The sequence below is a fragment of the Lichenifustis flavocetrariae genome (assembly GCF_026130545.1).
GTDB classification, from domain to species: Bacteria; Pseudomonadota; Alphaproteobacteria; order Rhizobiales; family Beijerinckiaceae; genus Lichenihabitans; species Lichenihabitans flavocetrariae.
In genome coordinates, this window is sequence record NZ_JAMOIM010000038.1 from 1 (window position 1) to 17,070 (window position 17,070).

Consider the following 17,070-nt stretch of genomic DNA (forward strand, 5'->3'; position numbering starts at 1 on the left):
GCTCGAACCCATCACGTCCTCCAGCGCCGCACCGACATCGCCGCCATCCTGAACAGCTCCTCACGCTGCACGATGACGCTCGACCGCAAGCATCAGGCCGCCAAACTGGCCGAAATCCAAGCGCGTCCGTGAATAGGGCCGGCTAATACCAACGTGCGCTGATCAGAACGCATGAGCCCAGTCCCGCAATCCGATAGACATGATGATCCAGGGCTGGTCGATGAGCTTGTTCCAGGCCTCGCAGCAGTGGCCGACAATGTCGTCGTAGTCGGCGAAGATGCGGTTCGACAGCCAGTTGTCGCGCATGAACTGCCAGACGTTTTCCTGCGGATTGAGCTCGGGCGCTCGCGGGGGCAGGAAGAGCAGCGTGATGTTGTCGGGCACGGTGAGCTTGGGGGTCGCGTGCCACCCGGCTTAATCGAGGATGAGGATCGCGTGAGCGCCCGGATCGACGGTGGTGGAGATTTCGGGCAGGTGCCGGTTCATCGCGCCCGTGTCGCAGTAGGGCAGGACGAGGCCGGCGCCCTTGCCCTTCTTTGGGCAGATCGCTCCGAAGATGTAGGCCCACATGGTGCGCTGATCCTGCGGCGCCGACGGCCGCGTTCCCCGGCGAGCCCATTGCCGCGTGATCTTGTTCTTCTGTCCGGCTCTGCCACAGCCGCATGCTGTTCGTGCGCGCTTACCCCCGGGAGAGCCAGGAGATGGTGTTCGACGCCCACGACCGGGCGTTCGCGTTCTTCAAGGGGGCCTGCCGACGCGGCATCTACGACAACATGAAGACTGCGGTGGAGACCATCTTCGTCGGCAAGGAGCGGGCCTACAATCGTCGCTTCGTGCAGATGTGCGGGCACTATCTCGTCGATCCCGTCGCCTGCACGCCGGCGTCAGGCTGGGAGAAAGGCCAGGTCGAGAACCAGGTAGGCGTCGTGCGGGAGCGCTTCTTCACGCCGCGGCTGCGTGTGACGAGCTACGACGAGCTGAATGGATGGCTGCTCGACCAATGCCTCGCCTATGCCAAGGCGCACCCTCACCCTGAGTTCAAAGACCGAACGGTCTAGCAGGTGTTCGAGGCGGAACGGCGGAGCCTGGTGCCGTACGGCGGAAGGTTCGACGGTTTCCATGCCGTTCCGGCCTCCGTGTCGAAGACGTGCCTGGTCCGCTTCGACAACAACAAGTACTCGGTCCAGGCGAGCGACGTCGGGCGACCGGTCGAAGTCCGGGCTTATGCCGAGCGGATCGAGCTGCGCCAGGATGGCCGGATCGTCGGTGAGCATTGCCGCTCGTTCGGGCGTGACAAAGCCGTGTTTGACCCCTGGCACTACGTCCCTGTCCTGGCGCGTAAACCTGGCGCGTTGCGGAACGGCGCCCCGTTCAAGGACTGGGTTCTGCCTTCGGGCCTTGAACGGGTTCGGCGCAAGCTCACCGGCGCCGATGATGGCGATCGGCAGATGGTCGCCATCCTGACCACCGTGCTGAGTGACGGGCTGCCCGCAGTCGAGGCTGCCTGCAATGAAGCTCTGCTGGAGAACGTCCACTCGGCCGTCGTCATCCTCAACATCCTAGCGCGGCGCCGTGAGACCGTCGTCCCGATCACGATCATGACCCCTGACGCGCTTCGGCTCCAGCATGAGCCCGTGGCCGACTGCGCCCGCTATGACAGCCTGAGGAGAGCCGTGTGATGGAGCGTTCCGAGATCTTGGCCACGATGGTGGACCTGAAGCTCTATGGCATGAAGGCCGCCTTCGACGAGATCATCACCACGGCGGTGAAGCGCCAGCACGAGCCGCAGCGCATCGTCGGCGATCTCCTGCAGGCCGAGATCGCCGAGAAGCAGGCGCGCTCCATCAAGTACCAGATCACCATCGCCAAGCTGCCGCTCGCCAAGGACGTCGAAGACTTCAGCTTCACCGGCACGCCAATCAACGAGATGCTCGTGCGTGATCTGGCCGGAGGCGAGTTCCTGGCCCACCTCTGGATGCCTGAGAACGCGATAATGCCAGCTCATAGCAGCCTCGCCTGCGCAGCCATGCTGGAACCTGCCCGTGGCTGTACGTCCACAGTTACGTGTACGTCCTGGTCGAGCTTGCCGAGGATGGTCATCAACTTGTCGACGGTAAACCCTCACATGATGATCCCCGGGGTCAAGAGGGCACTTTGCGGTTCTCCCTGCATGTTTTGTCTTCCAGTTGGATCCAACTGAGCCCTGTCACGAGTACCGGCAGCGTGCGCTTGCCTGTACAACCTCACATCCGGTCGCCGTTCGAAACGGCTGCACCACAATCCCTCATTCGGGGCGGGGCTCAGGAGAGCGGCACCATTCTTTTAAACCGGCTGTTGAAGCCATGGTCTACCTCGGTCCGCATGCCTGGATCCGTCGGAGCCGATCAGGCTCCGGGATAGGAATATTTCGGCTGGGTCGATCAGGCTTTTGCCACGATAGCCCCCTCAATCACGACACCCCCCGTCGCAAACTTCCAGAAGGCGACGAGCAGCTTGCGGGCCAGCGCGACGATGGCGATCTTCTTGCCACGACCGCAGGCACGACTGACGCGCTCCTGAAACCAGCGTGTCAGGGCCGAGTTCGGCTGGAAGCGCAACCACAGCCACGCGGCCTGTACCATCGCTGTGCGCAACCGAGGATTACCGGCTTTGGCAACGCCCTGCTCGCGGTCAATCGAGCCGCTGCACCACGGCGATGGCGCAAGCCCAGCATAGGCTGCGATCTGGCGCCGATTGTCGAAGTGCCGGAACAGCCCCTCACCGGCGAGAACACTGGCGAACTCCGGGCCGATCCCCTTGATCGTAGCAAGCATGGCCTGCGGTGCCGACGATGCCGTCGTAGCCGGCAAACTGTCTCGCTCGGCCTCGACACGCTTGATCTGCTCGATCAGCAACTCCAGCCTGTCGAGTTCACGAACGAGCATCGCCTTGAGGTGAACAGGCAACGGCTGACCGCTCCCAGTCCGGAGTTCTTCGAGACATCTGCGCCGATCCCTTCGGTTCGGCTCATATCCCCGGACTCCGACGCTAAAAAGCAAACCTTTGATCCGGTTAGTATGCAGCGTACGTTCCTTGACCAGAGCGGTGCGCTCGCGCCCGATCCGACGACGATCCTCTTCCTCGACCGTCGGTATGCGCAACATCGAGCAGACCCGTGGCTCGCCACGGATCCACGCCATAAGCGTGCGGACCAGCGTCTCACCATCGATCCTGTCTGTCTTTGCCCGCCTGTGCCGTCGCGATACGGCAATGGACGCTGCATCGACGACATGGCTGGTGACGCCGATTTCCGAGGCAAGCGCGCGATGGATCCAGAAGCCATCGAGCCCCGCTTCCTGGATAACGATCACCGGGTAGCGCACAGCCTCGCGGGCCTGCGCTTTGTCACGAAGCCCTTCCAGACACGTCAGCAATGCCGGCAGATCGCCGCCCGACACCGTGTGCCGAGACATCTTTTCGCTGCCCGGCGACAAAGATGTCAGCAGCCATGTCGATTTCGACAATTCCAGCGAAACAAAAATTGCGCCGAGGTCAACGCGGATAGCGGCAGGCGAGACAGGGGCTGCTGACACAGGAAGATCCCTTCAAACCAGTTGGTACCGAACCAACTCTGGGATGTTCCCGAGCCGCCGTCCAACGATCATCATGGGATCTTTCAGCTTCACGTTGCGGATGCGCGAGAAGTCGGCATAGGGGGTGCCGGTCATTTTTTCCGCGTCGCGGACGCTCAGGCATCGTGCATTAAGGACCTTGATGACATGCGCCGCGAGCGTCGCCCGGAGCTGCTCAAGATCGGCGGCCGGCAGGCTCAGATCGCGGAACACATTGCCGCTGCCGCGCACAAGGTCACCGGCATCGTCGGCGGTCGTTTCAGGCTTCATGCGATTTCCAGCCTGTCGTTCTGGGAGAACGGGTCGATATCGACGCGCAGCCGGCTGACGACGACGGTCGGCACTTTGCGCTTGGCCTGGTCTTCCATGCGGACGAAGCCGACGGCGACGAGCTTTGCCAGGGTGCGGGTCAGATTGGGCGCGGCGCGGCCGGACATGCTCGCTAGCTCGGCGATCGAGCGGGGTTTGCGGTCGCGGATGAGTGCCAGCAGCTTGCGGTTTTCGGGGGTGAGGAGCCGCATCAGGGCCTCGACGGACTCGAAGCTCTGGCCGCCGGCATCGCCGGGTGCGGGCGTCTCGCCGCGCGCGACGGCCATCATCTCGTCGCGCAAGGCGTTATGGCTGATGATCCGGTGTTCGCTCATGGCTGTTCCCTTTCGGTGTTGTCGGTCTCTCGCAGGACGTTGATCGGCACGCGGCGTTCGGTCAGGACCCGCTCGACCTCGGCGAAGAAGTCGCCGATCAGCGTGGCGGCGTCGGCGAAGCGGTAGGGCCGTCAGGGCCGTCCCGGATCGGTTCCGGTGCGGTGCCAGTGATCCGCTTCCGTCGGCCGTTTGGCGTTGCGGCCGGGCCGCGCGACGGCATGGGCGTTGTCGAAACCCATGATCCGCTCCCCATCCGGTCCATGCAGGGTCAGGGAATAGACCAGGCCGTGCGGCCGGCTAGGCGCGGGCGGCACCCGTCTGATTTCGAAGCGGGTGGAATAGCCCTGCTCGTACCAGTGACGCCGCCCGTCGAAGGCCAGCAAAAATTCGAGCGTATGTTCCTGGCCTTGATCCATGCAGCCTTATCATGACAGGAAAGGTTTTTTTTCAACCTCTGTTTTAAGCTTTCCGGCGAAGAGGCTTAGCTTGACTTTGGCCATTTCTGGTCAGGCGTTGATCCAGAATATTGGTTCGGAGGCGACGTATTCGAGGGCTTTGTCGAGCGGCATGGTGGCGACGCCGAACGGGCCTGATGGGCCCCAGCGCTGGCCGTTCCACCAGAACACCTGAACCGTATCGGCCTCGCCGGTGGGTTTGAGGCGGGCGAGCGGCGCGCCGGTGTGTTCGCTTGAGAGTGAATAACCGCGTCCTGCTTTGCGAACGAGGACGCCCCGGCCGCGCTGTCTGTTGAACGCCTCGATGCGCTCGCGCAGGGGATCGCTGGCCGGCATATTGAATCCTTTTGCGTGTATTCGGGATTCAGCGGTGGTGTCCATCACCATCGCGAACCCATCATGGCAAAACAAGCCGTCCCCGATGTCCTCGCCACCTGGATGGCCCCTTTTGCCGCCGCGTTCACGCGCCCGACCTTTGCCAATCTGCTGGTCCTCGTCGCGGGTGCGGTCCTCGCCCCTGGCCGGCGCACCGTCGCTTCGGCGCTGAGCAGCGTCGGCCTGCGTGGGGCGGCCACCTTCACCAATTATCATCGCGTGCTGAGCCGCAGCCGTTGGTCAGGCCTGGCGGTCGCCCGCCGCCTTCTCGCGCTGATGATTGCGGCTTTTGTGCCGAGCGAACCGGTGGTGGTCGGCATCGACGAGACGATCGAGCGTCGGTGGGGGCCGAAGATCAAGGCCCGCGGCATCTACCGCGATCCCGTGCGTTCCAGCCACGGTCACTTCGTCAAGGCGTCTGGTCTGCGCTGGATTAGCCTGATGCTGCTCGCCCCCGTGCCGTTTGCAGGACGGGTGTGGGGGCTCCCGTTCCTAACTGTGCTGGCACCGTCGCAGCGCTACGCTCAAGAGCGGGGGCGCCGCCATAAGCCTCTAACCGATTGGGGCCGTCAGTTGCTGCTTTTGGTTGCGCGATGGCTGCCGGGCCGGCAGGTCGTGGCGGTTGCCGATTCGAGCTACGCCGCCATCGAGTTGCTCGCGGCGGTCTGCCGCCACCTCACCGTGATCACCCGCCTGCGGCTTGATGCGCGCCTGTTCGCTCCGCCCCCGCCGCGCCGGCCCGGAACAAAAGGGCGCCCACGCGTGTCCGGCGCCCGCCAGCCGACGCTGGTCCAGCGCTTGGCCAACCCAGGAACGGCTTGGCAGCGGGTCAAGGTCACGAACTGGTACGGCCAGGGCGAGCGCCAACTCGACATCGCCTCGGGCACAGCACTTTGGTATCATCCGGGAAAACAGGTGGCGGTCCGATGGGTGCTGGTCCGCGATGTCGTCGGCGCGTTCGAACCGCAGGCCTTCCTCTGTACGGACGAGGCCACCGAACCCGTTGACGTCCTGCGCTTCTTCGTGCGCCGCTGGTCGGTGGAGGTGACTTTCGCCGAGGTACGGCGCCATCTCGGCGTCGAAACGCAGCGCCAATGGTCGGATCTGGCTGTAGCAAGAACCACGCCTTGCCTACTCGCCCTGTTCTCCCTCGTGACCCTGTGGACCAACCAACTATCAGCCTGCGGCCTCGTCATCCCTAGGCGCGCCGCCTGGTACGCCAAATCCGGCATCACCTTCTCCGACGCCATCGCAGCCGTCAGGCGTCAACTCTGGATCAACGAGACTTTCTCAATATCCCGGCTCGACCGGGACACAGTCGAAATACCGAAAATCCTCCGCGACAGGCTCATCAATGCCGCTTGCTACCCAGCCTGAAATGGCCAAAGTCAAGCTTAAGGTGTTGTATTTAATCACAACACTAAACTTCTTCCTCGCTGGCCCTTTCACACTGGTGCCGCCTCCCTGCCCTCGTCGGCATATTCCTTTGTTCGGTCCCCCGCCGGAGGCGGGACTTGGATCATTCCTTCGTCCCGATCGCCAATTGGCGCAGCGCATAAGGCCGGCCCAGTCACCCCGTAGGGGGCGGAGCGATAGCGAAGCACGGCGCAGACGTTGACGGTCCGGGCGTTGTGCTACGCTGATGGCCTGAGGGTGAAAGAGCTATCGGCGAAGCCGATTCTGCATGGGCGCGTCAGCGCCCTCTTTCTGGCCGCTTTGCGGCCCTTGATTTTTTAAGTCGGCTGGAGGTCGTCCGTTCCTGCGTCAGCGATCGTTACCTGTATGAACTTCTGGCTCCGTTTCTCTCGCGACTTGAGCGTGATCCGGAGGAGCCTCAGCTTCGATTTTCACTTCTAAGTAGTTCTAGATTCTAAGATCAGAGGCCGGAAAAATCAATTAATCAATAGCTTACAACTTTAAATATGAGGTTTTCGGGGACTCGGATGAGGTTTCCGGGGGAAAAATGACCCGATTCGATGTAGGTTTCCGGGGCGTATTATGAGGTTTCCGGGGCCTTATGAGGCCAAGGCATTGAATGTCCCGTAAACAACGCTAGCGGACGTCGGCGCGACAATGACTGCTGTCGCTCAAAGTCGGTCATTCAAGCGCACGGCTGATGCGCCTGCGGCTGTAAGCAGACGCAACTCGATGCTGCTGAGACGGCTGGCAGCGCGTGGGACCATTGATTCGGACGGCACGGCGCAGCGCTTTGTTATCGCTCCCTGATGCCGTTGCTCGACGGATTTGTCAGGATCGCGCTGGCGACGATGTCGAAGAGATGAGCGGCACGCCGAGCGAACGAAGGTTGATCGCCGATCCACCCGACCGCACCGATCAGAGCGAACAGGTCGGTCCCGTCGATGTCGGCTCGCGCCATCCCCTCGGCTTGGGCACGGAGCAGTAATCGCGTGCCTGCCGAACGGAGGCTTACGCACGAAGTATGGAGAGCGGACTCCGGGTCCGCGATGGCGGCCGCCATCAGATCGACCACGCCGCTGAAGCTCTTTACGAAGGCCACCCCCTCTCGAGACCACGACACGAGCGCTTCATCAGGCGCGCTCGACGATTCTAGTTCGCCTGCTTTTTGCGTCAGTTCAGCGAGTGTGGCGTGGAGCAACGCCTCCAGCAAAGCGTCCCTGGTAGGGAAGTGCCGGTATAGCGTAGCCAATCCTACTTCGGCCTTGCGGGCGATATCGCGCAGCGATGCGTCGGCACCGTGCTCGGTAATGACGGCACGCGCGACCGCGAGCAGATGTTCATAATTCTTCCGGGCATCAGCGCGCATTGGCATCTCTTGCAAATCGGAGCGGTGCTCCATATATACGGATCAGCGCTACGCTTTTCAACTCTACTGATAGGGTGAGACCGGCTACCAGCCGAGCGCAGCCGTTGCGAACCAAACAGAAGGAACGATTATGGGAAAGCTTGATGGCAAGGTTGCCGTGATTACGGGCGGATCGAGCGGTATGGCGCTCTCCACCGCCAAGTTGTTCGTTGAAGAAGGCGCTCACGTCTTCATCACGGGCCGGCGGCAGGACGCGCTGGACGAGGCCGTTGCGTCGATCGGTCGGAACGTGACCGGCGTACAAGCCGACTCCGCTAATCTGGATGACCTAGACCGCCTATTCAAGACGGTAAAGCGCGAGAAGGGCAGCATCGACGTGCTGTTCGCAAGCGCCGGGGCCGGCGGTGAGGCGCAGAAGATCGGCGACATCACCGAGAAGAACTTCGACGCGCTATTCAATCTGAACACGCGCGGCACGCTGTTCACGGTGCAGAAGGCGTTGCCTCTGTTCAATGACGGAGGTTCGATCATCATGACCGGATCGATCGCGTCGGTGAAGGGCTGGCCCGACTACAGTGTTTATGCCGGCAGCAAAGCCGCGCTGCGTGCTTTTGCCCGCGCGTGGCTCAACGAGCTGAAGGACCGGCAGATCAGGGTGAACATCCTGAGCCCGGGGCAGATCGCGACGCCGATCCAGGACCAGATGTTCGACGAGGCGAAGAAGCGCCAGTTCGAGTCTCTGATCCCACGCGGCAAGATGGGCTGCCCCGAGGAGATCGCAACGGTGGCGTTGTTCCTTGCTTCGAATGACTCCAGCTATGTGAACGGGGTTGAACTGGCCGTCGACGGCGGCACCTCGGCAATCTGAAGTCGCCGCGCGAGAAAGCGAAGGGATCAGCACCTTTGTCGGCGATCCCTTCGCTTTAGAGTCAACGGACCTCCGGCTGTCGCAATTGTCCAAGCCGGACTGTTGCAAATCCACCCGAGCAGACATCACCCAGATCGCCGCGCACCGGCGAATGCCATCTCGCGATAGACCGTAGCGCGCCCTAATCCGAGCTGTCGTGCCGCATCGGTGGGTGATTCCCCGGCTTCGACGAGCTTGAGGGCGGCGCTCGCTTTGTCGGGATCGAGCGGACGTCGTCCAGGTAGTTTGCCCTTCGCGCGCGCCGCGGCGATGCCGTCCTTGGTGCGTTCGGCGATCAGCCGTCGCTCGAAGTGCGCGATGGCGCCAAACACGTGAAAGACCAGCTCGCCGGCGGCCGACGAGGTGTCAATTTTCTCCTCGAGACTGAGTAGCGCGATTCCGCGCTCCTTCAGAGCGGTCACGATGTTCAGCAGCTCGCCAAGTGAGCGGCCGAGCCGATCAAGACGCACGACCGCAAGCGTGTCGCCCGAACGGGCATAGCCGAGTAGGTCGGTTAGCCCAGGTCGGTCCATCGACTTGCCCGAGCGGACGTCGGTGAACACTTTGATCGCCCAGCCTGCTCAAGGCGCATGGTCTGCCCGGCGACGTCCTGGTCGCCGATGCTGACCCGCGCATAGCCCAAGATGCCGCTCAAACGCCGTCTCCCAGCCGGACGTTCGCGGGACGCCGGACAACGCCCTCCGCACCGACCGCGAACCCGTCCCTTTACCTGCTCGTGTCCATGATCGACAAGGGCGTTCTCTGGAAGAGTGCGGAGATCAGGATGGGGCGGCGCGACCTGTTGACCGACGACGGGCGCCGCGCGCTGTTCGGCGTGCCGGAAGATCACGCCGCGCTGGTCAAGCTCTACACCCTGTCGCGCGCCGATCTCGACACGATTCGGGCGAGGCGCGGCGATGCCAATCGCCTCGGCACGGCGGTGCAGCTCGCCATGCTCCGTCACCCCGGCTTCGCTTCCGCCAGTAGAGATATACCGGCGCACCTGGTCGCCTTCATGGCGGCGCAGATCGGCGTGCCCACGGCGGCTCTCGCCGACTATGGCACGCGCAACCAAACCGTCAGCGGTCATGCACGCGGACTGATGGCTACCCTGAACGTGCGACCGTCTGCCGAAACCGACTTCCTCTCCATGATCGAGGCCGCTGCTGTGGCCGCTTGGCCGACCGACCGTGGCGTGCCGATCGCGACAGGTATCATCGACGCGCTGCGGGCAAAGCGTATCTTATTGCCAACGCCCGGTCGTCTCGAGCGGGCGGGGATTGCGGGACGTGCACAGGCGCGGATGCGGACCTATGCCGCCCTGCTTGACAGCTTATCGGCCGAGCGGCTTGCCGGACTCGACGCGTTCCTAGTGGTCGGGGCGAACGGCGTTACCCCGCTCGCCTGGATGCGCGAGATCGCGACGGCACCCAAGGCAGACAATGTTCGCGGCTTGATTGAACGCCTTCAGTTTGTGCGCGGCATCGGTATCGCGGCCGACGCCGCCGGTTGCGTCCACCCCGATCGCTTCCGCCAGCTTGTGCGCGAAGGCCGAGTGTCGTCGGCGCAGTTACTGGGAACCTATACCAGCGCCCGCCGCCGTACGACTTTGGCCGCCGTGCTGATCGATCTTGAAGCACGGCTGATCGACGCCGCGCTCGACATGGCCGATCGCATGATCGGCGGCAACTTCACCCGTGGCGGCAATCCGAAGAAGCGTGTGTTCGCGGCGATGACCCGTGACGTCGGTCGCTTGATGGTGCTCTTCCATCGCACCATCGATGCACTCGGTGCGGCGCAGGGGGACGGCCTCGACGCCTTCGCTGCCGTTGATGAGGCGGTAGGCTGGGACAAGCTGCTGCGCGCCCGGCCGAGGTCGCCGCCATCGCCAAACTCGCCGGGGAAGATCCGTTGGTCCGCGCCGCCGACCGCTGGGTGACACTACGCAAGTTCGCACCCGCGCTTCTCAAGGCGATCGACTTCAAGGCAGCACGCGGCTCCGGCGCAACGCTGGCGGCGATCGAAACGCTGCGTGACCTCAACCGCTCGGGCGTCGCGATGTCCCGGAGAATGCTCCCATGCCGTTCCGCAAGGAGTGGCGCACCCTGGTCAGCGCTGGAGGCAAGATCGACCGGCGGTTGTGGGAAACGGCGACCATGGCGCACCTGCGCAACAAGCTCCGCTCCGGCGACGTCTGGTTCGAACGCTCGGCCAGCTACCGGCGGTTCGATAGTTACCTGCTGCTCGGCTATCGGTTCTTCCCGCGCCTGCGCGACTTTCCCGATCGGCGTCTCGCGAGCTTCAAACCGGTGTCTCACTACCCGTCGCTCAAATCGATCATGGGGAAGCGGGTGAAGGTCGACGTGATCCGCGACGATTGGAACGAGGTCGTCCGGCTCGTCGCCTCGCTCAAGGCCGGCACCGTCCTGCCTCGGCCACGCTGCGCAAGCTCGCCGCCTACGAACGGCAGAACCAGCTAGACCTCGCACTCCAGGAAATCGGCCGCGTCGAGCGGACCATGTTCATGCTCGACTGGTTCGAAAGTTCGGCCCTTCGTCAGCGCTGCCAGGCGGGGCTGGAAAAGAGCGAGCAACGTCACGCCCTCACCGGCGCGATCTGCACGTTCAAGCAGGGCCGCATTGCCGATCGGACCCACGAAGCGCAACAAATTCGGGCGTCGGGGCTCAACCTCGTCATCGCCGCGATCGTCTATTGGAACTCGACCTACATCGCCGACGCGGCCGCCCACCTCCGTGCAATCGGCGAACCGGTGCCCGATGACTTGCTGGCCCATATCTCGCCCGTAGGATGGAGTCACATCGCATTCTCGGGCGATTTCCTGTGGGATCGCGCTGCTCGGTCCGGTGGCGGACGTCGACCGCTCAAGCTGTATCGCCAGCAACTTGCGGCGTGACCTCGGCTGCATTCGTGGAATGTTCTTGGCTAGCGTCGTTTACGGGGCATTCAATGCAATGGTCTCAAAAGCGCCGGCCGAGCTGACCGTCCAGTTTTGCGATCCTGCCACTGTTCGGTATGTTCGACCCAAACATGTCGACATAGCGATGGCTGGTTGGCCGAGTGAAGATCCGGCCGGGAACCGCAGAACCTGCGTTCTTGAGAGATCGACGCTCAGGCGGCGCGGTCTTGACGCCTCATGTCCCTCACCGGCGGTTCGCCGAACATACGCTTGTACTCGCGGCTGAACTGGGACGGGCTCGCGTAACCCACGGTGAATGCGGTAGTGGTCACGAGCGCATCCCCAGCGTGGAGTATCCGACGTGCCTCCAGTAGACGTAGGTAGCGCTGGTACGCGAGTGGGCTGTAACCGGTGACGGCCTTGAAATGCCGGTGGAGTGACGTTGGGCTCATGCCGACGTCGGCAGCGAGACGTTTCACGTTGAGCGGCTTGTCGGCGTAACGCCCGATCCGGTCCGCTGCTGCACGGACCTGTGCAAAGCGTGAGCCGCGCCGGCCCACCTGTCGCAGCGTGTTGCCGAGCGGCCCCTGAAGCAGCCGGTAGCATAATTCACGCGCAAAGGGTGCCGCGAGTACGGCGGCGTCGGCAGGCGTCGCCAGCAGTCGCAGCATACGACCGAACGGCTCCAGAACCATTGGGTCCGCAGGAGCCGTAGCGAAGCTCGGGGCATCCCGCTCGGAAGCATCTGGCAAGGTGATCAGCAGCTCGGCCACGACGCCAGGATCAAGCCTCAGCTCCGCGCCGACATAAGGTTTGGAAGGCGAGGCCTCGATTACCTGGCTGATGAAGGGCAAACCGACAGTGGCGACAGCACAGGTTCCAGCGCCGAAGTCGTGCGTCCGTCCGGCGAAGGTCAGACGCTTCGATCCTTGCAGCACAATGTAGAAGACGGGCTCGAAGAGCGCAGGGATCGGCGGCGTCGGCTCGGCACTGCAACGGATCATTAGGCCTGGAACGGTGGATGGTGCCGGTGGCGAGGTCGCGTGCTCAGCAGCGAGAGCCGCCTGTTCTGACACTACCGCTTCGACTTCCATTGCGCTTCGCTCTGCCTCAACCGTGCCAAAGATGGTACAATTGGTAGGATCAGGCAAGTCTATGGCAGCATCGGGAATGTGAATCTCGCTCCAAGTCACGACATGAGGAACCTGGAGGTGACCCCTATGTCAGACAAGAACAACGCACTCGTAACCGGCGCGAACAAGGGCATTGGCCTGGCCATCGCACGCCAACTCGGTGAGCGGGGCTTCGCCGTCTGGCTCGGATGCCGTGACGCCGATCGCGGGGAGAAGGCCGCAGCCGGTCTGCGCGCAGGCGGCGTCGACGCCCGCTCGATCACGCTCGACGTCGCCGATGGAAGCAGCGTGATGGCAGCCGTGGCGCGCCTTGAGGAAGAGGCCCGCGTGTTGGACGTGCTCGTCAACAATGCCGGGATCAGTGTCGGCAGCCCACCGCCAAAAGTGATCGAGGAACCTATCGATGACGTTCGCGCGATGTTCGAGGTCAACACGCTGGGGCCACTCCGGGTGACGCAGGCGTTGCTGCCGCTCCTGCGCAAGTCGGCTGCGCCGCGCATCGTGATGATGAGCAGCGGCCTAGGCTCGATCTCCGACACGGCCGACATGACGAGCCTAATTTGGAACGTGGGCGCTGCAGGCTACTCCGCGTCGAAGGCGGCGCTCAACATGCTCACCGTCAAACTCGCCAAGGCGCTGCTCGCCGACGGGATCAAGGTCAACGCCGCCGATCCCGGCTATACCGCCACCGACCTTAATGGCCATACCGGCACGCGCACTGTGGAGGAGGCCGCGGCGATTGCCGTGGAACTGGCGACGCTAGACCCGCTGGGTCCGACCGGCGGCTTCTTCAACGACGGCTATGCCGACAAGATGGGTCGCTACCGATGGTGACACGTTGAGACACCAAGACTTTGGCTAGGCGGCTGCCGCCGGCCTCAACAGCAAGGACACGATGATGACCGATCAAGCGCGCTCCACCCTGCCACGCGAAGCCAAGGGGCCGTTCGCGCCGCCGCCGATCCTCGGCGGACCGGCGCAGGTGGTCGCCGACGCCATTGCCGCATGGCCGGAAGTCAAGGCTACGACGCACTGGCATCTTAACGACCAGACCCGCGTCGACGGGATCGACTTTTATGTCGGGCCGGACGAACTCGGCCACATCCATCTCGACGGCACCATTCATCTCGCCACGACGCTAGAGCTCGGGGCGGAGATGGCGGCCGAGGGGCTCGGAAAGCCGTTTCCGTGGGCGAGAGGTTGGACGATGGCTAGCGTCAACCGCCTGGGGCCTGACGTCGCGGTTTCGCTCTTCCGCCGGAACTACGACCGGCTGCGGCCAGCCGCTCATTGACGGCTTACCGGGCTGATCCACGTCGCCGGATCGGCCTGGCCTACAAAGGAGACTTCATATGATCGTCGTCACGACACCGACCGGCAACATTGGCCACCACTCGATGCTAACGAAGCGGTGCGCGTCATTGTTCGCGATGCCGGCAAGCTCCCGCAAGCGATCCGGGCCCGGGCAGAAATCGTTGAGGGCTCCCACGGGGACGCCATGGTGGTGGATCGCGCCTTCAAGAATGCTGAGGCCGTGTTCTGGGTCGCGCCGCCCACACTATCCGAGACGCAGGACGATACCTACATCAATTTCACCCGTCCCGCGGCTGAAGCGATCCGCCGCATGAGCATTCCACGTGTCGTCGTGGTCACCGCCCTCGGACGTGGCACCGAATGGGAAGATCGCGCGGGGCTGGTCACCGCGTCGATACGTATGGTCGACCTCATCAGAGACACCGGCGCCGCGGTGCGCGGCCTCGCGATGCCTGGTTTCATGGAGAACGCGCTTCAGCAGGTCGATGCGATCAAGCAGGGCCAGATGTTCGGGCCGCTCGATCCGGACAGAAAGCTCCCTCACACCGCCACGCGCGACATGGGATCGGCCTCGGCTCGGCTTCTGCAGGGTCGCTCGTGGACGGGCCAGGAGGACGTGCCGCTGGTCGGACCGCAGGATCTTTCGTTCAACGACATCGCCGCCATCCTCTCAGACGTCCTTAGCCGCGAGGTGCGCTACCACCAAGTCCCGTTTCGACGGCTTCAAGGCGCAATTGATGCAGCAAGGCATGAGCGACGAGTTCGCAAGCGGCTACGTCGACATGATGCGAGCAAAGAACGAAGGCATGGACAATGCGGCGGAACGAACGTCCGCAAACACCGCGCCGACCACGTTTCGCCAGTGGGCGGAGGCCGGACTGAAGCCCGTAGTGAACTCGCGGTCCTGAAATCGACAAGCACGGCGTGCAAGGTAGCCTTTGGCAGCACTCAACGCCCCTGGCGGGCGTATCGCCGTGGCGAACAGCCAGTCTTGCGGCGGAAGGCCGTATTGAAGGCAGTCTCTGACACATAGCCGAGTGCGGTGGCGATCGTGCCAAGCGGTTCCCGGCCAGCCATAAGCCTGTCCCGCGCCAGCATCATGCGCCATTGCGCAAGGTAGCCAATTGGGGTTTCGCCGACACGCTCCCGAAACCGCTGCGCGAAGATAGACCGCGATAACCCTGCCCGGCTTGCCAATTCAGCCAGCGTCCAGCGGTGCGCCGGGTCGGAGTGCAGCGCCTCGATCGCCCTGCCGAGCTGCGGGTCCGCCAAGGCGTAGAGCAGGCCCACACGGTCGCCTGCCTGCCGCGACAGATGAAGCCTAAAGGCTTGGAGCAGCATCAGGTGCGCCAGATGGCGGGCGGCGAGCGTACCGCCCGGCCTGCCGGCCTGCATTTCCGTCATCATCTGCGTGATGCACCAGCGCAGCGCATTGCGATCTTCGGCCTCGTGGAGGTGGATCAGGGGCGGAAGCGTTCCCAACAAGGCTCCCGCTTTGCCGCTGTCCACTTCGAACCGGGTGCCGAGAAATGCGAAGTCGCCGCCGCCATTGTGGAGGATCATGCCACCCGGCCGGGCATAGGCGAGCACGTCCTGCGCCTGAGCCGGGGTCATAGCTAGGTCGCTGGCAAGCGTAAAGGATCGGCCGCTCGGCAGGATGATGCAATCCCCAGCCGTTAGGCGGACCGGCGTCTCCATGCCGTCCACCGCTAGCCAGCAGCCGCCAGCCGTCACCGCATGGCATTTGATTGTGCCGGGCCGACTACCGAACCGGATAGCCCAATCGCCCCCGGCATCGACGCCGGCAGTGAGGTAACTTTTGGGCTTCAGGACGGCGAGGATTTCGGACAGCGGGTCCATGGCGGTTCCGGACGATTGCGAAGGAATGAAGGACGATCTGAGATAGAGCGTATGACTGCGCACGACTATCTCCGGGATCAATAACCGGAGCCTTGTCCATGATCGTCGTCACCACCCCAACCGGCAATATAGGCCGCCATGTCGTCCGCCATCTCCTCGACGCCGGCGAGGCGCTGCGCCTGATCGTGCGCGATCCGTCTAAGCTGCCGCAAGACGTACGCGGTCGGGTCGAGGTGGTGGAAGGCTCGCACGGCGATGCCGCCGTAGTCGATCAGGCTTTCCGGGGAGCGGACGCCGTTTTCTGGGTATGCCCGCCTTCGCCGGCGCCGACGCCTGCCGCTGCGACCGTGGACTTCGCGCGACCGGGCACTGAGGCGATGCGTCGACACGGCGTGCCCTACATCGTCGCCGTCACCACTCTCGGCCGGGATACCCCTTGGCAGGAGCGCGCCGGCAACGCGACCGGCTCGATCCACATGGTCGATCTGCTGCGGACCACCGGTGCTGCGGTGCGCGGGATCGCGCTGCCGGCCTTTATGGACAATGCCCTGCGGATGGTCGGCGCCATTCGGGAGGGTAGGATCCCTGGCCCAATCGCGCCCGACAAAAAGCTACCGCATACCGCCGCCCGCGATAGTGGTGCTGCCGCTGCCGGGCTGCTGATTGATCGTAGCTGGTCGGGGCAGGAGGACGTGCCGGTTCTCGGCCCTGAGGAGCTTTCCTATGCGGATCTGGCGGCTATCGTGTCGGAAGTGACCGGCCGCGAGGTCCGCTACAAGCATCAGACCTACGAGGCGTACAAGGAAACCGCAATGGCGCGTGGGCTGACGGATGCGTTCGCACAGGGCTTTGTCGATATGCTCCGGGCCAAAGAGGAAGGCATGGACAACGTGGCATCGCGAGCCACCCCAATCATCGGCGCGACCAGCTTCCGTCAGTGGGTCGAGGAGGTGTTGCAGCCGGCTCTCGCCGGCTGACATCCATAAAAAACCCGACCGAGCCTTCCAGATTGGGATCGAATATCGGGAAAGGCGACCCGAATACTGGTCCAATAGCCGTCGTAGAGCTG

General features: G+C 63.5%; 15 protein-coding genes and 5 pseudogenes. 10 read left to right on the top strand and 10 right to left on the bottom strand.

The annotated features are described in order from the left end of the window. Positions 1-162 precede the first annotated feature (162 nt). Positions 163-651 (bottom strand): annotated as a pseudogene (locus M8523_RS29135) (IS630 family transposase); the annotation flags it as partial. Here M8523_RS29135 and istA point away from each other — a divergent pair. After that, positions 642-1,679, top strand: a pseudogene (istA, locus tag M8523_RS29140) (IS21 family transposase); the annotation flags it as partial. The pseudogenes M8523_RS29135 and istA overlap by 10 nt on opposite strands. Continuing rightward, a pseudogene (locus tag M8523_RS29145) lies at positions 1,679-1,969 on the top strand (ATP-binding protein); the annotation flags it as partial. The pseudogenes istA and M8523_RS29145, both read left to right, overlap by 1 nt. A 451-nt stretch (positions 1,970-2,420) precedes the next feature. On the opposite strand, the gene M8523_RS29150 reads toward M8523_RS29145, so the two are convergent. The 5 genes from M8523_RS29150 to M8523_RS29170 all read right to left on the bottom strand — a co-directional run bounded on the left by M8523_RS29150 (position 2,421) and on the right by M8523_RS29170 (position 5,097). Continuing rightward, entirely contained in the window at positions 2,421-3,572 is a 1,152-nt protein-coding gene (locus M8523_RS29150) for an IS110 family RNA-guided transposase (RefSeq protein ID WP_282588382.1), read from the bottom strand. Positions 3,573-3,584: 12 nt separating this feature from the next. Next, entirely contained in the window at positions 3,585-3,881 is a 297-nt protein-coding gene (locus M8523_RS29155) for an XRE family transcriptional regulator (protein WP_282588383.1), read from the bottom strand. After that, positions 3,878-4,255, bottom strand: coding sequence for an HVO_A0114 family putative DNA-binding protein (locus M8523_RS29160; protein WP_282588384.1), 378 nt, complete (start codon positions 4,253-4,255; stop codon positions 3,878-3,880). Before M8523_RS29160 ends, M8523_RS29155 begins: the two co-directional genes overlap by 4 nt. A 131-nt stretch (positions 4,256-4,386) precedes the next feature. Then, entirely contained in the window at positions 4,387-4,671 is a 285-nt protein-coding gene (locus tag M8523_RS29165; RefSeq protein ID WP_282588385.1) for a toxin-antitoxin system TumE family protein, read from the bottom strand. Positions 4,672-4,761: 90 nt separating this feature from the next. Beyond that, positions 4,762-5,097 carry a hypothetical protein gene (locus M8523_RS29170; RefSeq protein ID WP_282588386.1) on the bottom strand — a complete coding sequence of 112 codons (336 nt, stop codon included), beginning with the start codon at positions 5,095-5,097 and terminating at the stop codon, positions 4,762-4,764. A 12-nt stretch (positions 5,098-5,109) separates the two neighbouring features. Here M8523_RS29170 and M8523_RS29175 point away from each other — a divergent pair, with 12 nt between their 5' ends. Next, positions 5,110-6,462: an IS701 family transposase gene (locus tag M8523_RS29175; RefSeq protein WP_282588387.1), complete on the top strand. Its 1,353-nt coding sequence runs from the start codon at positions 5,110-5,112 to the stop codon at positions 6,460-6,462. A gap of 835 nt (positions 6,463-7,297) precedes the next feature. Here the strand turns inward: M8523_RS29175 and M8523_RS29180 are convergent. Further along, positions 7,298-7,903 (bottom strand): TetR/AcrR family transcriptional regulator, encoded by a 606-nt coding sequence (locus tag M8523_RS29180; RefSeq protein WP_282588388.1) that lies wholly within the window; start codon positions 7,901-7,903, stop codon positions 7,298-7,300. A gap of 97 nt (positions 7,904-8,000) precedes the next feature. Between M8523_RS29180 and M8523_RS29185 the strand changes: the two genes are divergently transcribed. Continuing rightward, positions 8,001-8,738, top strand: a complete 738-nt coding sequence (locus M8523_RS29185) for an SDR family NAD(P)-dependent oxidoreductase (protein ID WP_282588389.1) — start codon at positions 8,001-8,003, stop codon at positions 8,736-8,738. 125 nt (positions 8,739-8,863) lie between these two features. Here the strand turns inward: M8523_RS29185 and M8523_RS29190 are convergent, their stop codons facing one another. Then, entirely contained in the window at positions 8,864-9,340 is a 477-nt protein-coding gene (locus M8523_RS29190; protein ID WP_282588390.1) for a recombinase family protein, read from the bottom strand. 221 nt (positions 9,341-9,561) lie between these two features. On the opposite strand from M8523_RS29190, the pseudogene M8523_RS36900 reads away from it, so the two are divergent. Beyond that, positions 9,562-10,041, top strand: a pseudogene (locus M8523_RS36900) (DUF4158 domain-containing protein); the annotation flags it as partial. Positions 10,042-10,518: 477 nt separating this feature from the next. After that, positions 10,519-11,691: pseudogene (locus tag M8523_RS36905) on the top strand (Tn3 family transposase); the annotation flags it as partial. A gap of 215 nt (positions 11,692-11,906) precedes the next feature. Here M8523_RS36905 and M8523_RS29200 read toward each other — a convergent pair. Next, the gene (locus tag M8523_RS29200) at positions 11,907-12,698 is read right to left on the bottom strand and encodes an AraC family transcriptional regulator (RefSeq protein ID WP_282588391.1); all 792 of its coding nucleotides are present in this window, start codon (positions 12,696-12,698) and stop codon (positions 11,907-11,909) included. A gap of 216 nt (positions 12,699-12,914) precedes the next feature. Here M8523_RS29200 and M8523_RS29205 point away from each other — a divergent pair, with 216 nt between their 5' ends. The 3 genes from M8523_RS29205 (at position 12,915) to M8523_RS29215 (ending at position 15,174) form a co-directional block, all read left to right on the top strand. Beyond that, positions 12,915-13,661, top strand: coding sequence for an SDR family oxidoreductase (locus tag M8523_RS29205; protein WP_282588424.1), 747 nt, complete (start codon positions 12,915-12,917; stop codon positions 13,659-13,661). A 64-nt stretch (positions 13,662-13,725) separates the two neighbouring features. After that, positions 13,726-14,121, top strand: coding sequence for a luciferase domain-containing protein (locus tag M8523_RS29210; RefSeq protein ID WP_282588392.1), 396 nt, complete (start codon positions 13,726-13,728; stop codon positions 14,119-14,121). A gap of 117 nt (positions 14,122-14,238) precedes the next feature. After that, the gene (locus M8523_RS29215) at positions 14,239-15,174 is read left to right on the top strand and encodes an NmrA family NAD(P)-binding protein (protein WP_282588393.1); all 936 of its coding nucleotides are present in this window, start codon (positions 14,239-14,241) and stop codon (positions 15,172-15,174) included. Here the strand turns inward: M8523_RS29215 and M8523_RS29220 are convergent. Then, positions 15,090-16,064, bottom strand: a complete 975-nt coding sequence (locus M8523_RS29220) for an AraC family transcriptional regulator (RefSeq protein WP_282588394.1) — start codon at positions 16,062-16,064, stop codon at positions 15,090-15,092. The two genes, M8523_RS29215 and M8523_RS29220, sit on opposite strands and share 85 nt — an antisense overlap. 35 nt (positions 16,065-16,099) lie before the next feature. Here M8523_RS29220 and M8523_RS29225 point away from each other — a divergent pair, with 35 nt between their 5' ends. Continuing rightward, entirely contained in the window at positions 16,100-16,978 is an 879-nt protein-coding gene (locus M8523_RS29225; protein ID WP_282588395.1) for an NAD(P)H-binding protein, read from the top strand. Positions 16,979-17,070 lie beyond the last annotated feature (92 nt).